Source organism: Bifidobacterium santillanense (assembly GCF_018555385.1).
Taxonomy (GTDB): domain Bacteria; phylum Actinomycetota; class Actinomycetes; order Actinomycetales; family Bifidobacteriaceae; genus Bifidobacterium; species Bifidobacterium santillanense.
In genome coordinates this window covers 1-17,826 of sequence record NZ_JAFEJS010000016.1, presented here as the reverse complement: position 1 = coordinate 17,826, position 17,826 = coordinate 1, and the positions used below count along the sequence as shown (strand labels likewise).

14 protein-coding genes are annotated in these 17,826 nt (G+C 68.1%); 5 read left to right on the top strand and 9 right to left on the bottom strand.

All coding sequences use genetic code 11. The annotated features are described in order from the left end of the window. Window positions 1-73 precede the first annotated feature (73 nt). A complete protein-coding gene (gene serS / locus JS528_RS10885) occupies window positions 74-1,360 on the bottom strand; it encodes a serine--tRNA ligase (protein WP_214359063.1) in 1,287 nt (428 codons plus the stop codon). Between the two features lie 124 nt (window positions 1,361-1,484). On the opposite strand from serS, the gene JS528_RS10880 reads away from it, so the two are divergent. Then, entirely contained in the window at window positions 1,485-2,612 is a 1,128-nt protein-coding gene (locus JS528_RS10880) for a diacylglycerol/lipid kinase family protein (protein ID WP_214359062.1), read from the top strand. A 26-nt stretch (window positions 2,613-2,638) separates the two neighbouring features. On the opposite strand, the gene JS528_RS10875 is transcribed toward JS528_RS10880, so the two are convergent. Further along, window positions 2,639-3,481, bottom strand: coding sequence for a PRD domain-containing protein (locus JS528_RS10875; RefSeq protein WP_214359061.1), 843 nt, complete (start codon window positions 3,479-3,481; stop codon window positions 2,639-2,641). A gap of 106 nt (window positions 3,482-3,587) precedes the next feature. Further along, the gene (locus JS528_RS10870) at window positions 3,588-5,684 is read right to left on the bottom strand and encodes a glucose PTS transporter subunit IIA (RefSeq protein ID WP_214359060.1); all 2,097 of its coding nucleotides are present in this window, start codon (window positions 5,682-5,684) and stop codon (window positions 3,588-3,590) included. A gap of 393 nt (window positions 5,685-6,077) precedes the next feature. Here JS528_RS10870 and pgm point away from each other — a divergent pair, with 393 nt between their 5' ends. The 3 genes from pgm to rpiA all read left to right on the top strand — a co-directional run bounded on the left by pgm (window position 6,078) and on the right by rpiA (window position 9,734). Next, on the top strand, window positions 6,078-7,754 hold the full coding sequence (gene pgm / locus JS528_RS10865) for a phosphoglucomutase (alpha-D-glucose-1,6-bisphosphate-dependent) (protein WP_214359059.1): 1,677 nt from the start codon (window positions 6,078-6,080) through the stop codon (window positions 7,752-7,754). A 212-nt stretch (window positions 7,755-7,966) separates the two neighbouring features. Beyond that, entirely contained in the window at window positions 7,967-8,929 is a 963-nt protein-coding gene (locus JS528_RS10860) for a ribonuclease H family protein (protein ID WP_240541466.1), read from the top strand. 106 nt (window positions 8,930-9,035) lie between these two features. Next, a complete protein-coding gene (rpiA, locus tag JS528_RS10855) occupies window positions 9,036-9,734 on the top strand; it encodes a ribose-5-phosphate isomerase RpiA (protein WP_214359057.1) in 699 nt (232 codons plus the stop codon). 256 nt (window positions 9,735-9,990) lie between these two features. On the opposite strand, the gene JS528_RS10850 is transcribed toward rpiA, so the two are convergent. After that, window positions 9,991-10,080: a 30S ribosomal protein bS22 gene (locus JS528_RS10850; RefSeq protein ID WP_004268639.1), complete on the bottom strand. Its 90-nt coding sequence runs from the start codon at window positions 10,078-10,080 to the stop codon at window positions 9,991-9,993. 149 nt (window positions 10,081-10,229) lie between these two features. Continuing rightward, window positions 10,230-10,874, bottom strand: coding sequence for a hypothetical protein (locus tag JS528_RS10845; RefSeq protein ID WP_240541465.1), 645 nt, complete (start codon window positions 10,872-10,874; stop codon window positions 10,230-10,232). 67 nt (window positions 10,875-10,941) lie between these two features. Here JS528_RS10845 and radA point away from each other — a divergent pair, with 67 nt between their 5' ends. Continuing rightward, the gene (gene radA / locus JS528_RS10840; RefSeq protein ID WP_214359056.1) at window positions 10,942-12,396 is read left to right on the top strand and encodes a DNA repair protein RadA; all 1,455 of its coding nucleotides are present in this window, start codon (window positions 10,942-10,944) and stop codon (window positions 12,394-12,396) included. A gap of 33 nt (window positions 12,397-12,429) precedes the next feature. Here the strand turns inward: radA and ribF are convergent, their stop codons facing one another. The 4 genes from ribF to infB all read right to left on the bottom strand — a co-directional run bounded on the left by ribF (window position 12,430) and on the right by infB (window position 17,826). Next, window positions 12,430-13,554 carry a bifunctional riboflavin kinase/FMN adenylyltransferase gene (gene ribF / locus JS528_RS10835; protein ID WP_214359071.1) on the bottom strand — a complete coding sequence of 375 codons (1,125 nt, stop codon included), beginning with the start codon at window positions 13,552-13,554 and terminating at the stop codon, window positions 12,430-12,432. A gap of 20 nt (window positions 13,555-13,574) precedes the next feature. After that, window positions 13,575-14,747: a tRNA pseudouridine(55) synthase TruB gene (gene truB, locus JS528_RS10830; protein WP_214359055.1), complete on the bottom strand. Its 1,173-nt coding sequence runs from the start codon at window positions 14,745-14,747 to the stop codon at window positions 13,575-13,577. Continuing rightward, on the bottom strand, window positions 14,740-15,273 hold the full coding sequence (gene rbfA / locus JS528_RS10825; protein ID WP_214359054.1) for a 30S ribosome-binding factor RbfA: 534 nt from the start codon (window positions 15,271-15,273) through the stop codon (window positions 14,740-14,742). The genes truB and rbfA overlap by 8 nt, the downstream gene beginning before the upstream one ends. Before the next feature lie 126 nt (window positions 15,274-15,399). Beyond that, complete coding sequence (infB, locus tag JS528_RS10820; RefSeq protein ID WP_240541464.1) at window positions 15,400-17,826, bottom strand: translation initiation factor IF-2; 2,427 nt, start codon at window positions 17,824-17,826, stop codon at window positions 15,400-15,402.

The window sequence follows — 17,826 nt, the reverse complement described above, 5'->3', positions numbered from 1 at the left end:
TCCAGTGGACTGTTCGTAGCAGTGCGCAGCGATAGCGTCGCGCGCGTCGCGGAACACGGCAAGCCTGATGGAATCAGGCCTCCCACTTGGTCGGCTCGATGACTTCCTTGCCGCCCATGTACGGACGCATGGCCTTCGGGATCTCGATGGAGCCGTCCTTCTGCTGGTGGTTCTCGAGGATCGCGACGAGCCAGCGGGTGGTGGCCAGCGTGCCGTTGAGCGTGGAGACCGGACGGGTGGAGCCGTCGGCGGTGCGCTCGCGGATGTTCAGACGGCGGGCCTGGTACTCGGTGCAGTTCGAGGTGGAGGTGAGCTCGCGGTAGCGGCCCTGGGTCGGCACCCACGCCTCGCAGTCGAACTTGCGGGCGGCGGAGGAGCCGAGGTCGCCGGCGGCGGTGTCGATGATGCGGTACGGCACCTCGACCTTGGCGAGCATCTCCTGCTCCATCTCGAGCAGGTGCTGGTGCTCCGCGTAGGAGTCCTCCTGCTTGGCGTAGACGAACATCTCCACCTTGTCGAACTGGTGGACGCGGATGATGCCGGAGGTATCCTTGCCGGCGGCGCCCGCCTCGCGGCGGTAGCAGGAGCTCCAACCGCAGTAGCGCAGCGGGCCGTTGCCGAGGTCGAGGATCTCGTTCTCGTGCATGCCGGCGAGCGCCACCTCGGAGGTGCCGACGAGGTACTGGTCGTCGGGCTCGCGCAGACGGTAGATCTCATCGGCGTGGGAGTTGAGGAAGCCGGTGCCGCGCATGACCTCGGGGCGCACGAGCGTCGGGGTGATGGCGAGCACGAAGCCGTGCTGCTCGGCCTGGTCGACGGCCATCGTCAGCATCGCGATCTGCATGCGGGCGACCGCGCCGCGCAGGAAGTAGAAGCGGGAGCCGCCGACCTTGACGCCGCGGCGCATGTCGATGCCGGCCACCTCGGTGCCCAGGGTCAGGTGGTCCTTCGGTTCGAAGCCCTCGGCCGCGAAGTCGCGGATCTGGCCGACCTTCTTGACGACGACGTAATCGTCCTCGCCGCCCTCCGGGGCCTCCGGCTCGACGATGTTGGACAGCTTCCACATCGCGGTGGTGTACTCCTCGGACGCGGCGTCGGCGGCAGCCTTGTACTCGGCGACCTTGGCGGACAGCTCCTTGGTCTCGGCGATCAGCGCGGCCTTCTCCTCGGCCGGTGCGGCGGCGACCTTCTTGCCGATCTCCTTCTGCTGGGAGCGGGCGGCCTCGAACTCCTTGAGGGAGGAGCGACGCGCCTCGTCGGAACGCAGGACCTCGTCGACGAGTTCGACGGATTCGCCGCGCTTGCGCTGGGATTCCTTGACGATATCGGCGTGTTCACGAATGAATTGAATATCAAGCATGCCGCAAGCCTACCGCCGTAAGCCGACACGCTGGACGCCCGTCCCGCGCCCGTCCGTGCAGGAATCGTCGAATTTCATCGTGGCGATGCGCGCCGCGGCGGAGTTTGCGGGAACAATAGGAATCATGCCCACAGCCGTCATCATCGTCTTCGCCGCCATCTTCGTCGCCGTGTTCGTCGCCGCGGGGATGATCCTCTACCGCGCCTACCGTCGCCGCAAGCTCGCCGAGAAGCTGGTGGAACGCGATGACGACCAAGTGCACTACGCGTTCATCGTGAACCCGTCGAAGCCCCAGGCCGACGCCCGGCGCGCGCACATCGAACGGTTCTGCGCGGAGAAGGGCCTGACTGAGGTCGAGTTCATCGACACGCAGCTGGACAAGGACGGCCGCGCGTGCGCGCTGGAGGCACTGGAGCACGGCGCGGACGTGGTGATCGCGGTCGGCGGCGACGGCACGGTACGCACGGTCGCCTCGGCGGTCTCCGGCACGGGCCACGCGCTGGGCATCGTGCCGATCGGCACGGGCAATCTGTTCGCCCGTAATATGGGCATTCCGGTGGACGACATCGACGCGGCCCTGACGGTGGCGACCTCGCACGGCTCGCGCACGGTGGACATGGGCAGGCTCACGCTGCTGGACCATCCGGAGGAGGATCACGGCCATGCGTTCCTGATCATCGCGGGCGTGGGCTTCGACGCGGCGATGATCGACGACACGGACCCGGAGCTCAAGAAGAACATCAGCTGGCTCGCGTACTTCGTGGGCGGCGTGAAGAACCTGTTCGCCCCGAAGTACCACGCGAACGTCACGATCACCAGCGCGGACGGCAGCACGCATTCGACGCGCGGCCTCGTCTTCCGCACGTTCATGGCCGGCAACTGCGGCCAGATCCCCGTGTTCTCGTTGATGCCGAACGCCTCGTACGACGACGGCCTGCTCGATTTCGAGATCATCGACACGACCGGTGGCATCCTCGGCTGGGCGAACCTGTTCGGCGACGTGGTGCATCAGACGATCACGGGCCGCGCCGAGCAGAATCCGCTGTCGACGAATTCGACGATCGACCAGATCCAGGGCGTGAGCGCGGAGCTGACGCTGGAGAAGCCGGCGCTGGCGCAGGTGGATGGCGACATGCTGCCCGAGACGCGCCACATCCGCTTCGACGTGGAGCGCAAGGCGCTGATCGTGCGCGTGCCGGAGGTCGCTCCGGACACGTCGGCGACCGGCGTGATCCCGCCGGTGCGGCCGTAAGGCCGTAACGGTCCCGCGTCCGCCGCTCAGCGCCCGGTCGGCGCGGTGACGCGCGCGACGTGCAGGGTGAGGTAGGCGACCTCGTCCTCGGTCAGGGTGGTGTCGAGACGCAGCTCGATGAGCGCGGCGATGCGCCGGGCGCAGTCGGACGCCTTCGGATAGGACTGCGTGATCGACTTGACGATGGCGTCGGGCTCGCGCTCAAGCTGCTGGTGCTGGTGGATGCGCACGAAGAGGTAGCGCAGGTGCGTGATGAAGCGGCCCACGTTGACCGAATGCTCGTCGAGCGTCACGTCGTAGGTACTTTCGATGACGGCGAGCAGCTGCTGGATGACGCCCGTCATCGCGTACGTGTGGGAGAGGTCGCCGGTGGAGAACCCGGCGTTGACCAGGTGGAGGGCGAACGCCACGGCCTCGGTGCCGGGCAGCGCGCCGTCGAGCCTGCGGTTGAGGGCGGCGAGCAGCGCCCCGCCCTGCGTGTATTCGCGCTCGTAGAGCGAGCGCACCTCCTCGGTGAGGGGGTAGGGGATCGCGGGGATGCCGTTCCTGACGCGGCGCAGCGCCCCGCAGACGTGGTCGGCGAGCGCCATGACGAGCGTCGGGGTCTGCGCGGCCTCGCCTCCGAGCCCGATCTCCTCCATGGAGTCGGCGACGAGCTTGATGATCTCCGGCGGGATGTCGCCCAGCAGCTGGGCCATGTGGTCCGGGTCGCGCCCGTCGGCGGGCACGAACACGCGCACGACCTTGGAGTCGTCGACGCGCATGCCGGGCTTGGCCTTGAAGCCGAGCCCACGGCCGGTGAGGATGACTTCGCGCCTCCCGTCCTTCGCCAGAACGACGTTGTTGTTGAAGACGCGAAGTATCTCCATGGCTTCCCCTTACTTCACTTCACGCGAAAACCGGCGCGCCGGAACCGGGACCCGCAACGGCCCGTGAGGCCGCATGGGGGTCCCGGTTCCGGCGCGCCGGATTCGGTTACTTCTCGATGGCGATGACCTCGTCACCAGCCTTGACGTCCACGCCCGTCTTCGGGGTGACCGCCTTGAGCATCGCGGTGTTGAGGACCGTCATCAGCGTGGTGGTGCTGTATCCGGCTGCCTTGACCTTATCAAAGTCGACGGTCACCAGCGTGTCACCGGCGTTGACGCGGTCGCCCTTGGCGACGGCGACGGCGAAGCCCTCGCCGTTCATCTTGACCGTGTCGATGCCGACGTGCACGAGCACTTCGACGCCGTCGTCGGTCTTGAGGCCGAAGGCGTGGCCGGTCTCGGCGACGGTCTGCAGCACGCCGGAGACCGGGGCCTTGACGGTGGAGGCCGCCGGCTGGATGCCGACGCCCTCGCCCAGGGCGCGGGAGGCGAACACCGGATCGCCGGCGTCGTCGAGGGAGACGACGTGGCCGTCGACCGGGGCGACGACCTCGGTGGTCGGGGCGGCCGGCTCGGCCGGGGCAGCGGCGGGAGCGGCGGCCGGGGCCGGGGCGGACTCGACGGCCGGGGCGGACGCGGCCTTGCCGGCGTTCACCTTGGCGGCGACGCGGGCCTTGACCTCGGCCTTCTGCTCCGGGGTGCGGTAGTCGAAGGTGATGATCAGGACCATGGAGGTGATGAACGCGGCGGCGATGGACACGGCGTAGACCCACATCTGGTCGAAGACCGGGATGGTCAGCAGCGAGGTGAAGGCGAACGCGGTGGTGGTCACGCCGTGGACGGTCTGGCCGGAGGCGATGGTGGACGGGAACAGCCATCCGAGGACGGCGATCACGACGCCGCCGACGCCACAGCCGACGAGCATGCGGGAGTAGATGAGCTTGTAGCGCAGGTGGATGCCGTAGAGGGACGGCTCGGAGACGCCACCGAGCAGGCCGGCGGCGAGGGCGCCGATGGAGGTCTGGCGCATCTGGTCGTCCTTGTCGCGGATGGAGAGGAACAGCACGCCGGCGGTGGCGCCGAAGCAGGCGAAGTTCCACGTGCCCATCGGGCCCTGGATGAAGTCGTAGCCCATCGACTGGATGTTCATGAGCATGAGGGCGTTGAGCGGCCAGTGCAGGCCGAGCGGGACGAGGAACGGGTAGAGCAGCGGGATCGCGATGGCGAACACGAACGGGGCGTGGCCGTTCATCCAGGCGAGGACGACGCCGAGGCCGTTGCCGACCCACACGCCCAGCGGACCGATGAGGAAGGCGGTGAGGGCGCCGACGATGATCATCGAGAAGAACGGCAGGAAGACGAGCTGCACGGAGTCGGGGATGATCTTCTTGAGGCCGTGGTACACGAGCGCGAGCACGGCGGCCATCATGAGCGGCACGAACACGTTGCCGGAGTAGTCGGACAGCTGCATCGGCAGGCCGAAGACGGTCGCGGTGCAGTCCTGGGTGCCGAGGGTGGTGTTCTCGACGCACTTGACGGCGTCGCCCCAGGTCTTGGCGTCGGACAGGGCCGCGAACTGCGGGGTCATGAGCATGGCCATGATCGAGCCGCCCAGCCACGGGTCCACCTTGAGCTTCTTGGAGGCGTTGTAGGCGACCATGATCGGCAGGAAGTAGAACACGCCCTTCCAGATGGCCTTGATGAACATGAGGCCGGTGTTCGCCTCGTCGTTGGCGATCACGCCGATGGAGATGAAGAGGTTGACCAGCGCGATGATGATGGACGCGCCGAGCAGCACGCCCAGGATCGGGCGGAAGGAGTCGGCCAGGTACTCGAAGAAGTTGTCGAGCCACGCGACCTTGCCGCGCACGCCCTGCTGGCGCTTGGCGGCCTTGAGCTCGGCGTCGCTCATCTCGCCGTCGTCGTCGGCCACGGTGCCGGCGCCGAGACCGGACATCTCCGGCAGGTGCATGATCTCGTCGTACACGGAGGCCACCTGGCCGCCGATGACGACCTGGTAGCGGTCGCCGGACTGCGGAACCGCGCCCAGCACGATCTTGTTGGAGTCGAGCGAGGCCTGGTCGACCTTGCCGGCGTCCTTGAGTTCGAAACGCAGTCGGGTGGCGCAGTGCGTCAACGACTTGACGTTGGCGGCACCACCGATGGCGGTGATGATCGCCTTGACATCGTCCTGATGCGACATCAGATTCTCCATTCCTGTTTCTTCCATCAGTTCGTAAGTTACCTTCGCGTCGTCTTCGACCCAGATAACAGAAAAGACCCGGGGCAAAGCCTGTGAAGCCGTGTACGGATATGCTTGCGGCTAGGCTCACGCCCCAGGTCTTGCCTCGAAATCTTGAGTAGCAACCCTGCTAAGGAAACTGACGTCCGTCAGTGTAACACGATGCCGAATATCGTGCAAACGTTTTCTGAACACCCCGTGTCACCCTCGGTTTTCCAACGTTTTTCGCTCGTCCGACCGGCGTTTTCACCGTTACACGCCCACCCGCGGTTCAACATCCATTCACTCACATTTCAGAACAATTAAGCACAAAATGTTACGTGTCGGACGATCGGAACGCCGTACAATGGGAGCATGGTAGCTAATAACGCGGGTCAACCCGCCACCCCAGCAGATCTGATCAACGTCGATGAGGTCATCGGCAAGTACTATGACCTCGTCCCCGACCCGAGCGTCCCGGAGCAGCGCGTCATCTTCGGTACTTCCGGACACCGCGGTTCGTCCCTGAAGACCTCCTTCAACGAGGCCCACATCGTCGCCATCTCCCAGGCCATCGCCGAATACCGCAAGAAGGCCGGCGTCACCGGCCCGCTGTACCTCGGCTCCGATACGCACGCCCTGTCCGAGCCGGCCCGCAAGACGGCCATCGAGGTGCTCGTCGCCAACGGCGTGCACGTGCGCATCGACTCCCGCGGCGACTTCGTGCCGACCCCGGTGGTCTCCCAGGCCATCCTGACGCACAACCGCGCGGCCGACGGCACCCAGCGCTTCACCGGTGAAGGCCTGGCCGACGGCATCGTCGTCACCCCGTCGCACAACCCGCCCACCGACGGCGGCTTCAAGTACGACCCGGTCACCGGCGGCCCGGCCCCGGCCGACGTCACCAACGCGATCGCCGCCCGCGCCAACGAGCTGCTCGGCGACTACAAGTCCGTCAAGCGCGTGCCGTACGAGGAGGCCGTCAAGTCCGAGTACGTCGAGAAGTTCGACTTCCGCGAGCACTACGTCGCCGACCTCGAGAACGTCATCGACTTCGACGTGATCCGCTCCTCCGGCGTGCGTCTGGGCATCGATCCGCTCGGCGGCGCGTCCGTCAACTACTGGCCGCTCATCAACGAGAAGTACGGCCTGTCGATCGGCGTGGTGCGCCCGGAGGTCGACCCGACCTGGCGCTTCATGACCATCGACCACGACGGCAAGATCCGCATGGACCCGTCCTCGCCGTACGCGATGAAGGGCCTCGTGGACCAGCTCAACGCCGGCGCGTGGGACAAGTACGATCTGGTCGGCGGCACCGACCCGGACGCCGACCGTCACGGCATCGTCTGCCCTGACTGGGGCGTCATGAACCCGAACCACTACATCGCCGTGTGCGTGGAGTACCTCTTCGGCGGCAACCGCCCGGGCTGGCCCGAGGGCGCCGCCGTCGGCAAGACGCTGGTCTCCTCCTCCCTGATCGACCGCGTCGCCGCGTCGATCGGCGCGAAGGTCATGGAGGTCCCGGTCGGCTTCAAGTGGTTCGTCGACCCGCTGTTCAAGGGCCAGGTGGCCTTCGGCGGCGAGGAGAGCTCCGGCATGTCCTTCCTGCGCAAGGACGGCCGCGTGTGGACCACCGACAAGGACGGCCTCATCCCCGACCTGCTCGCCGCGGAGATCACCGCGAAGACCGGCAAGAACCCGGCCGAGCTGCACAAGGATCAGGTGGCCCGCTTCGGCGAGTCCTGGTACAAGCGCGTCGACACCCCGACCACGCTCGAGCAGAAGCAGAAGTTCGCCAAGCTCTCCGGCGACGACGTCACCGCCACGCAGCTCGCGGGCGAGGACATCACCGCCAAGCTGACCGAGGCGCCGGGCAACCACGCCAAGATCGGCGGCCTCAAGGTCACCACGAAGGACAACTGGTTCGCCGCCCGTCCTTCCGGCACCGAGAACATCTACAAGGTCTACGCCGAGTCCTTCGAGAGCCCGGAGGCCCTCGACAAGGTCCTCGCCGAGGCCGAGGTCGTCGTCGACAAGGCGCTGGGCGAGTGATCGCCTGAGCGGCCGGACGACGGTCCGTATCCGATAGGGGGATTCCCGCGGTTTCCACGCCGCGGGAATCCCCCTATCGCGTATCGGGGCACGTATCGCGCGCGGCGACGGCCCGGCAATCGGACGCATGGCGGTTGTGTATGGTTGGGGACATGACTAACACGATTGTGGTATCGACCGACGGCTCGGCGCTGGGCAACCCGAACGGACCGATGGGCTGGGCGTGGGCCGATCACGACAAGGACGCGGGCGACGGCGGCAAGCCCGGGCACGAGCACGACGCGCGCGGCTACGACTCCGGCGGCGCCACGAACGGCACCAACCAGATCGGCGAGCTGTGCGCGGTGCTCCAGGCGCTGCGCGCGCACCCCGGTCCCGAGCACCTCATCATCGAATCGGACTCACAGTACGCGATCAACTGCTCGACCAAATGGCTCAAGGGCTGGAAGAAGAACGGCTGGAGGAACTCGCAGAAGAAGCCGGTGAAGAATGCCGAGGTCATCAAGGCGATCGACGCCGAGATCACGAAGCGCCCCGGCAAGGTCGACTTCAAGTGGGTCAAAGGCCATGCCGGCAACGCGGGCAACGAGCTCGTCGACGAACTGGCGCGCACGTACGCGCATGACTGCCGTCGCGGCGCATGCGACGGGTATCTGCCGCTCGAGGGATGGCAGTCGCTGCTCAGCTCGCCGTACGCGAAGGGCACCGACGTTCCGCCCGACGCGCAGCTCATGCTCGACGCGGCCGGATCCGCGCCGGGACGCCGTCCCCTCGAGACGACACTGGTCGATGCGGCGCGGGAGACCGGGGAAATCGCCGACGAGCCGCTGCCGGACCGCGGCGGCGCCAAGGGACTTCCCCATGCCCCCGCCGACACTCCGGAACATGCCGTCGCCGCGACGACGACCGATACGACGCCCGATGCGTCGGACACCGCATCGGAGAACTCCGGGCGATCCGCGACACGGACCGACGCGCACCAGCCGGCCCCCGTGCCGAACGGACCGGCGCCGAGCGGACTGAAGGTCACCGGCGCCGTGCGCTTCTCCCCCGCGCCTAAGACCAGCCCGTACTACACGGGCGGCACGATGCACGTGCACGGATACATCGCCGTCGACGGCTACGTGGACGGCGACGGGAACCTCACGATCACGGACGCGGATTTCCTGCGCTGAACATTCGGCGAACACCCGCCGGACACGAGTGGACACGACCGCACACAATCTTCCATCCGCGTTAGGATGGACACGGACTTTCATTCTGAAGGAAGGAAACACCATCATGGACAAGGCACAGCAGGACGCCCTCAAGAAGGCCGCCGGCATCGAAGCCGCCAAGCTCATCGAGAACGGCATGATCGCCGGCCTCGGCACCGGATCCACCGTCAAGTTCCTCGTGGACGAGCTCGGCCGCCGCGTCAAGGAGGAGGGCCTCCAGTTCACCGGCGTGACGACCTCCCGCCGCACGCAGGCCCAGGCCGAGAGCTACGGCATCAAGATCGTCGACATCGACGACGTGGACCACATCGACGTGACCATCGACGGCGCCGACGAGGTCGACAAGAACTTCAACGGCATCAAGGGCGGCGGCGCGGCCCTGCTGTGGGAGAAGATCGTGGCCACCAACTCCGACAAGATCGTGTGGATCGTCGACGAGTCCAAGGTCGTCGACACCATCGGCAAGTTCCCGCTGCCGGTCGAGGTCATCCCGTTCGGCGCCGGCCACGTCATCAAGAAGTTCGAGGCCAAGGGCTACAAGCCGGTCCTGCGCCTCGACGCCGACGGCAAGGAGGTCCGCACCGACGAGAACAACTACGTCGTGGACCTGCACCTCGAGAAGATCGAGCACCCGTTCGAGCTGGCCGAGGACCTCATCAACACGGTCGGCGTCGTCGAGCACGGCCTGTTCCTCAACATGGTCGACACCGTCATCGTCGGCGACCCGAACGGCCCGCGCGTGCTGACCAACTCCAACAAGTGATCCGGCGCCTCCCGCTCGTCTGATCGGCCGGCCGGACTTTCCGGACGGCCGCCGAGGACCCGGCGGACCCGCGCGATGACGATGCCCTCCGCATGACGCATGATGCGGAGGGCATCGTCGTCCCTGCGGCGGTTCCGATCGGGCGGGGAGCCGGCGCGGGCGTCACGGCCCGGCACCGTGATCCCCATCGGATATGAGAAAACCCCGGAACCTTGCGGTTCGCGGGGTTTCTTCGCGCCTTGACCGGCAAGTACGACTACTTGCGCTGGTGGCGGGTCTTACGCAGCAGTTTGCGGTGCTTCTTCTTGCTCATCCGCTTGCGGCGCTTCTTGATGACGGAACCCATCTGAAGCCTCCATTCCGATTAATCGTAAAAGTTGCAACTCGCACGAGTATACACGTTCTCTCGGACGATGCCACCCGTGGGTCACGCACGGCCCATCGCACGGCCGCGCGCGGCGCGTCCGGCCGCGGGATCGGGCGACCCCGACGGCCTCACAGCGGGAACTTCTGGTAGAAGCGCTGCACCGACGACTTGGCGCCGGTCGCCTGGAACACCACCGTGTCGTTGCGCCATACGGCCGTCGTCTGCGAGGTGTCCTCCTTGCCGCCCTTGACGACGTAATCGCCGGTGGCGTTGCCCTGCACCTTGACCGCTCCCGAGGCGATCGTCTTGCCGCCCAGAGCCTTCGCGAGATCGTCGTACTGGGTCTTCGCCGGCGTGGACGTGCTCCACTGCGCCACGATGAGCGTGACGTTCTCGGCCTTCTTGCCGGTCGAATAGACGAGCGTGTACTCCTCGAGCGGCGAGGACGAGCTCCATGTGGACGAATCCGACGCCTTGGTGCGCGCGAAGTTGAGCACGCTGTCGGGCATGGCCTTGAGCAGCTCGGTCGCGTCGGAGGGCAGCGCCTTCGCCTTGATGCTCGGCGTGGTCGGCTGCGAGGTCTCGGACTGGTCGGCCTTCGGCGTCACGTCCTTGTTCAGCGCCCATCCCGGCCACACGAACGCGGACAGCAGGGCCAGGATGATGGCCACGGCCGCCGCCGCGACGACGACGCGCAGCTTGCCGTGCGACGAACCACGCGCGACGACGCGTGCGTTCGGACGGGTTTTCGGACGGGGATTCGACTTCGACATGACTCCGATTGTGGCACAGCCGTCTGACGCCGCACCGGTGTCGGTTCACGGCGATAGCGTCGGTGTCATGGCGAAGACGAATGTGCAGTATCTGTGCTCCGAATGCGGCTGGACCGGTGCGAAGTGGTTCGGCAGATGCCCCGAATGCGGGCAGTGGGGCACGATCGACGAATTCCACGAGGCCCGTCCGGCGGCGGCATCGCGCACACGCGCCGGCGGGGCGACGCGCGGCGCCGACGGCGGCGAGCCGGCGCGCATGTCCCGCACGCGGTCGGCCGCGGTGGCGGCGAGCGCGGCGCGGCCGATCACCGAGATCGGCACCGATGACGTGACGCGCATTCCCACGGGCTTCTCCGAGTTCGACCGCGTGCTCGGCGGCGGCATCGTGCCGGGGTCCGTGGTGCTGATCGCCGGCGAACCGGGCATCGGCAAGTCGACGCTGCTGCTGGAGACGGCCGGCAACATCGCGCGCGCCCATGCGGCGGCCGGCGGCAGGGTGCTGTACGTCTCGGGCGAGGAATCACAGGGGCAGGTGAGGCTCAGGGCCACGCGCATCGACGCGGTCGAGCCGAATCTGCTGCTCGCCGCCACGACGGACCTCGCGACGGTGCTGGGGCTCATCGAACGGGAGCGGCCCACGCTGGCGATCGTCGATTCGGCGCAGACGATCGTCTCGCAGGACGTCGACGGCATCTCCGGCGGCTCCACGCAGGTGCGCGAGGTGGCCAGCGCGCTCATCGACGTGGCCAAGACGCTGGACGTGCCGGTGCTGCTCGTCGGCCATGTCACGAAGGACGGTTCGATCGCGGGCCCGCGCACGCTGGAGCATCTGGTGGACGTGGTGTGCCAGTTCGAGGGCGACGCGGAGACGGCGCTGAGGATGCTGCGTGCGGTGAAGAACCGCTTCGGCCCGACGGACGAGGTCGGCTGCTTCGATATGAGCGGCGAGGGCATCGAGGAGGTGACCGATCCGGCCGGATTGTTCCTGTCCTCGGCGGGCGGGGACGACGCCGGCGACGACGCGCCGCCGGTGGAGGGCACGTGCGTGACGTTCACGCTGGACGGGCATCGGTCCCTGCCGATCGAGATCCAGTCGCTGGTGACGAATTCGGTGCTGCCGACGCCGCGCCGCGCCGTCAACGGGGTGGATGCGAACCGCATCGCGATGCTGGTGGCGGTGCTGTACCGGCACGGCCGCGTGAACCTGCTGTCGAACGACCTGTACATCTCGACGATCGCCGGCGGGCTTGCGAAGGAGCCGGCATGCGATCTGGCGATCGTGGCCGCGCTGGCGAGCGCCGCAAGGCATGCACCGATCGCCCGCACGACCTGCGCGATCGGGGAGATCTCGCTGACCGGTCAGGTGCGGCCCGCGCCGCGGCTCGAATACCGTCTGCGCGAGGCGGCGCGGTTGGGCTTCACCACGGCGGTGGTCCCACGGCTTCGCAGGCGCGTGGCGATCCCGGGGCTGCGCGTCGTCGAGGTGACGACCCTCAAGGCCGCCCTCGACGCGCTGCTGTGACGTCCCGGCCCGGTTCGGTGCCGATCGGCCCGGTCAGGCGGTCAGGCGCCTGGTCTCCTCGACGTTGCGCCTCAGCTCGGCGGTGAGCTCGTCGACGCCGTCGAACCTCACCTGCGGTCGCAGGTAGCCGACGAATTCGACACGCACCTTGTGGCCGTAGAGCTCGAGCCAGTCGTCGGTGATCGCGTACGCCTCGACGACCCGCTCGTTGAGTCCCGTCTTCTCGCTGAACGTCGGCTTGGTGCCGATGGAGATGGCGGCGGGCCAACGGTGCTCGCCGTCGACGAGCCATCCGGCGTACACGCCGTCGACCGGCAGGTAGCCGACGACCTCGTCGGACAGGTTCGCGGTGGGGAAGCCGATGGTGCGCCCGCGCTCCTCGCCGTGCACGACAACGCCCTCGACCGCGTGCGGGCGGCCGAGGATCGCGTTCGCCTCCCTGATGCGGCCGTGGCCGAGCAGGTAGCGCACGTTGCTGGAGCTCCATGCGCGCGTGGCCCTGGCCTGATTCCTCTTGCTCCAGGCACGGCGCTCGGCCTTGTTCATCGAGGCCAGCGGGTCGGCGGGCTCGCCCCACTCCCCCGGCATCTCGGGCTTCCAGTCGCGCGGGATGCGCACTTCGCCGGGCCCGCGGTCGTCGACGACGTCGAGCTCGAACACGCCGGTCGCGGCGGCGAGGTTCGCGATCGACTTGACGTCGCCCTTGCGTCCCTGGCCCATCGCGGCGTCGGAGCCGAGCACCAGGGTGCGCATGCCGAGCTTGCCGGTCAGCTGTCCGAGGAAGAAGATGTACGATTTCGCGGCGAACGCCAGCGTGTACCTCACGACGAGCGCATGCTCGACGCCGAGTTCCTCGAGGGTCTGCAGACGCTCGTCCACGCCGTTGAGCGCGTTCGCGTCGATGACATCCCCGCCGGGTTCGGCGCCGTCGTGCGCGGCGGCCCACCGGTGCACGAACGCGGGACGCGGGTCGAACAGGATCACGATGGAGAACGCGTCGTGCCTGTGCGCGAGCTCGACCACGCGGCGCACGACGGCCTGATGGCCCAGATGCATGCCGTCGAACGCGCCCAGCGTCACCACGGCGCGCTTGTCGTTGTCGAAGGCGGGCCAGGCGACGTCACCGTTCTCGTCCGGATCCAGATACGTGATGTTCATTGCCATTGCGTTCGTTCCTTTCAGTCCTTGGGAAATACGACGACCGGCTTGGCCTGATGCGCGTTGGCCCGTTCGACGATGGCCACGACGTCGTCCGGGAAGCCGTCGGCGTGCGCGGGGACGATGGCCGCCGTCTGCACGCCCTTGTCGAGCGCGCGTTCGATGCGACGGCCGAAGCGCAGCTCGCGCGCCTCGTCCGCGTCGATGTCGATGGCGGGCATCGCGCCGCGCGCGGCCTCGCCCATGGGCACGGATCGGGCGACGAGCCATGCGGCCCGCTCCTCACCGGACAGGCCCTCCGGGGTGTCCAGCACGCACTTGCCACGGGTGACGGTCTCGCCCTCGCGGTTGATGAAGGTCTTCGATTCGGTGTGCGCGGTGACGGCGCGGATCGTCGCGTCGGGGGCCTCGGCGTCGGCGGCGCCGCGGTCGGTCGGCAGCGCGACCGTGGCGGCGAGTCCGGAGGCGTCGTCGGACAGCGCGAAACGGCCGACGCGCGTGCGGCGCAGACGGGTCAGGTGGCCGCCGACGCCGAGCGCCGCGCCGAGGTCGCGGGCCAGCGCGCGGATGTACGTGCCGGACGAGCAGGTGACGCGCACGTCCACGTCGATGACGGGGATGGTCGCCTCCGTTTCGCCGCCACGGGCAGGAGACGCGATGAGCGGGGATCCGGCGGTCCCGGCGTCGGTGCGGCCGGGGCGCACGTCCAGCACCGCGAACTCGGCGACGTGCACCGGGCGGGCCTTGAGATCGACGTCCCTGCCCTCGCGGGCCAGATCGTAGGCGCGCCGGCCGTCGATCTTGATGGCGGAGAAGGCGTTCGGCACCTGCTCGATGTCACCGAGGAATCGCTCGGCGATGGTCGAGGCGATGGCGGCATGCCAACTGTCGGCGTCCGCCGCGCGCAGACGGTCCGCGGCGACGGGATCGACGAGCATCTCGCCCTCGGCGTCGTCCGTCGTGGTGCCCGCGCCGAGGCGGATCGTCGCCTCGTAGGTCTTGTCGTGCTCGACGATGTACTGCAGCAGACGCGTGGCGCGGCCGAAGCCGATGACCAGCATGCCGGTGGCCATCGGGTCGAGCGTGCCGGCGTGGCCGACCTTCTTCGTGCGCAGCGCGCCGCGCACCGCGGCGACCGCGTCGAAGCTGGTCACGCCCCGCGGCTTGTCGACGATCAGCAGGCCGTCACTCACGCGTGTCGTCCGCTCCGTCGCCGTCGGTCACGTCGAAGCCGTCGTCCTCGCCGAAGCCGTCCTCGGACTCGTCGAAGCCGTCGTCCTGCGGCTCGTCGTCGTGCTTGTACGGATCGGCCTCGCCGGCGTACTGCGCGTTGGCGCGCGCCTTGGCGAGCTCCTCGTCGCGTTTGCGGGCGATGGCGAGGATGTCCTCGATCTCGTGGGCCTCGCCGGGCACCTCGTCGAAGACGAACTGCAGCTGCGGGGTCAGGCGCAGGCCGGCCTTGCGGCCGACGAGCGTGCGCAGATGCCCCTTGGCCTGGTCGAGCGCCTGCTGGGCGCGCTTGCGCTCGCCGCTCTCCTTGCCCGCGTGGCCGTACTGCGTCCAGTAGACCTTGGCGATCTGCAGGTCGTTGGTCACGCGGACCTCGGTGATGGTGATGTTCGTCAGACGCTTGTCATGCAGCTCGCGTTCGATGGACGAGGCGATGACGCGCTGGATCAGGGCCGCGATGCGCGCGGCGCGGGGATTGGTTCCTGCCATGGGAAGTCCTTCCGGATATAAATTGCTCCCGCTGGCGAAGACTGTCGGCGGGAGCGGATGGAACGGGCCGGCGGAACGGGGACGTACCCCGGTCGCCGGCCGCATGATGCGCTGATGCGCTGGATGCTACTTGCGCTCGACCTCGCGCATCTCGAAGGTCTCGATGATGTCGCCGAGCTCGATGTCGTTGAAGGTGCCGAGGTTGATGCCCGCCTCGTAGCCTTCCTTGACGGACTGCACGTCGTCCTTGAAACGACGCAGCGAGGAGATCTCCAGGTCGTTGACCGTGGCGACGCCGTTGCGCAGGATACGGCACTTCGTACCGCGCTTGACCTCGCCGTCCTGCACCATGACGCCGGCGATGTTGCCGAACTTGGAGGAGCGGAAGATCTCGCGGATCTCGGAGTGGGAGGTGACGACCTCCTCGTATTCCGGCTTGAGCATGCCCTTGAGGGCCGCCTCGATGTCCTCGATGGCGCGGTAGATGACCGAGTAGTACTTGATCTCCACGCCCTCGCGGTCGGCGAGATCCTGCACCTGACGGTTCGGACGCACGTTGAAGCCGATGATGACGGCCTTGTCGACCGTGGCGAGGTTGACGTCGTTCTGGGTGATCGCGCCGACGCCGCGGTGGATGACCTGGATGCCGACCTCGTCGGACACCTCGATCTTCATCAGGGAGTCCTCGAGCGCCTCGACGGAGCCGGAGGAATCGCCCTTGATGACGATGTTGAGCATGTCCACCTCGGACTTGGCGAACTGCTCCTTGAGGGACTCGAGGGAGACGATCTTGCGGCGCTTGGCCAGCTGGGCGGCACGCTCGGTGGCCTGGCGCTTCTCGGCGATCTGGCGGGCGGTGCGGTCGTCCGGGGCGACCAGGAACAGGTCGCCTGCGGTCGGCACGGAGGTCAGACCCAGCACCTGGACAGGCGTGGACGGACCGGCCTCCTTCATGTGCTTGCCGTTCTCGTCGAGCATGGCGCGCACGCGGCCGTACGAGGTGCCGGCCACGATCGCGTCGCCGATGTGCAGGGTGCCCTGCTGGACGAGCACGGTGGCCACGGCGCCGCGGCCCTTGTCGAGCCTGGCCTCGATGGTGGCGCCGCGGGCGTCCATATCCGGGTTCGCGCGCAGGTCGAGATCCGCGTCGGCGGTGAGCAGCACCGCCTCGAGGAGCTTGTCCACGTTGATGTTCTGCTTGGCGGAGATGTCGACGAACATGGTGTCGCCGCCGTACTCCTCCGGCACCAGACCGAACTCGGTGAGCTGACCGCGCACCTTGTCGGGGTTGGCGCCCGGCTTGTCGATCTTGTTGACCGCCACGACGATCGGCACGTTGGCCGCCTTCGCGTGGTTGATGGCCTCGACGGTCTGCGGCATCACGCCATCGTCCGCCGCCACGACGATGATCGCGACGTCGGTGATCTCGGCGCCGCGGGCACGCATGGCGGTGAACGCCTCGTGGCCCGGGGTGTCGAGGAACGTAATCTTGCGCTGTTCGCCGTCGAGGGTGACGGTCACCTGGTAGGCGCCGATGCGCTGGGTGATGCCGCCGGCCTCGCCCTCGATGACGTTGGTCTTGCGGATCGTGTCGAGCAGTCGGGTCTTACCGTGATCGACGTGGCCCATGACGGTGACGACCGGCGGACGCGGCTTGAGGTCCTCGTCCTCCTGCAGCTCCTCGCCGTCCAGGTCGATGTCGAACTGCTGGAGCAGCTCCTTGTCCTCCTCCTCGGCGGAGACGATCTGGATGTTCCAGCCGATCTCCTCGCCCAGGATCTGGAAGGTGGACTCGTCCAGCGACTGCGTGGCCGTGGCCATCTCGCCGAGATGGAACATCACGGTGACGAGGGCCGCCGGGTTGACGTTGATCTTCTCCGCCAGATCGGCCAGGGACGCGCCCTGACGCAGACGGATGGTCTGGCCGTTGCCGCGGGGGATGCGCACGCCGCCGATGGTCGGCGCTTTGATCTCCTCGTACTCGCGGCGCTTCGCAAGACGGTTCTTGCGCGCCTTGGAGCTCTTGCCGCCCTGACGGCCGAACGCGCCTGCGGCGCCGCCGCGACCGCCGCGACCGCCGCCGCGGGACGGACCGCTGCTGGTGCTCGGCCCGTTGTTCTGGAAGCCGCCGCCCTGACCCGGACGGAAGCCGCCGCGCTGGCCCTGGCCGGCGCCCTGCTGGCCGCCGCCCTGACCCGGACGGTTGTGGCCCCACTGGCCCGGACGCGCGCCCTGGGCGCCACCCTGACCCGGACGGCCGTTGCGGAAGCCGCCGCGCTGGCCCTGTCCGCCACGGCCGCCACGGCCGCCTCGACCGTCGTTCACGGTCGGACGGGCCATCGGGTGGGGACGCGGAATGTCACCCGGGGTGGGGGTGTGCATGCCCTGCTTGCGGCTGAACGGATTGTTACCCGGACGCGGACCCGGCGTGTGCGGGGTCGGCGTTGCACCGGCCGCCGGCGTCTGGGCCTGCGGGGCCTGGCCGTTCTGGCCGCCACGGTGCTGATCGGACTGCGGGCGCATGCCCGGACGAGCGCCCGGACGGCCCTGCAT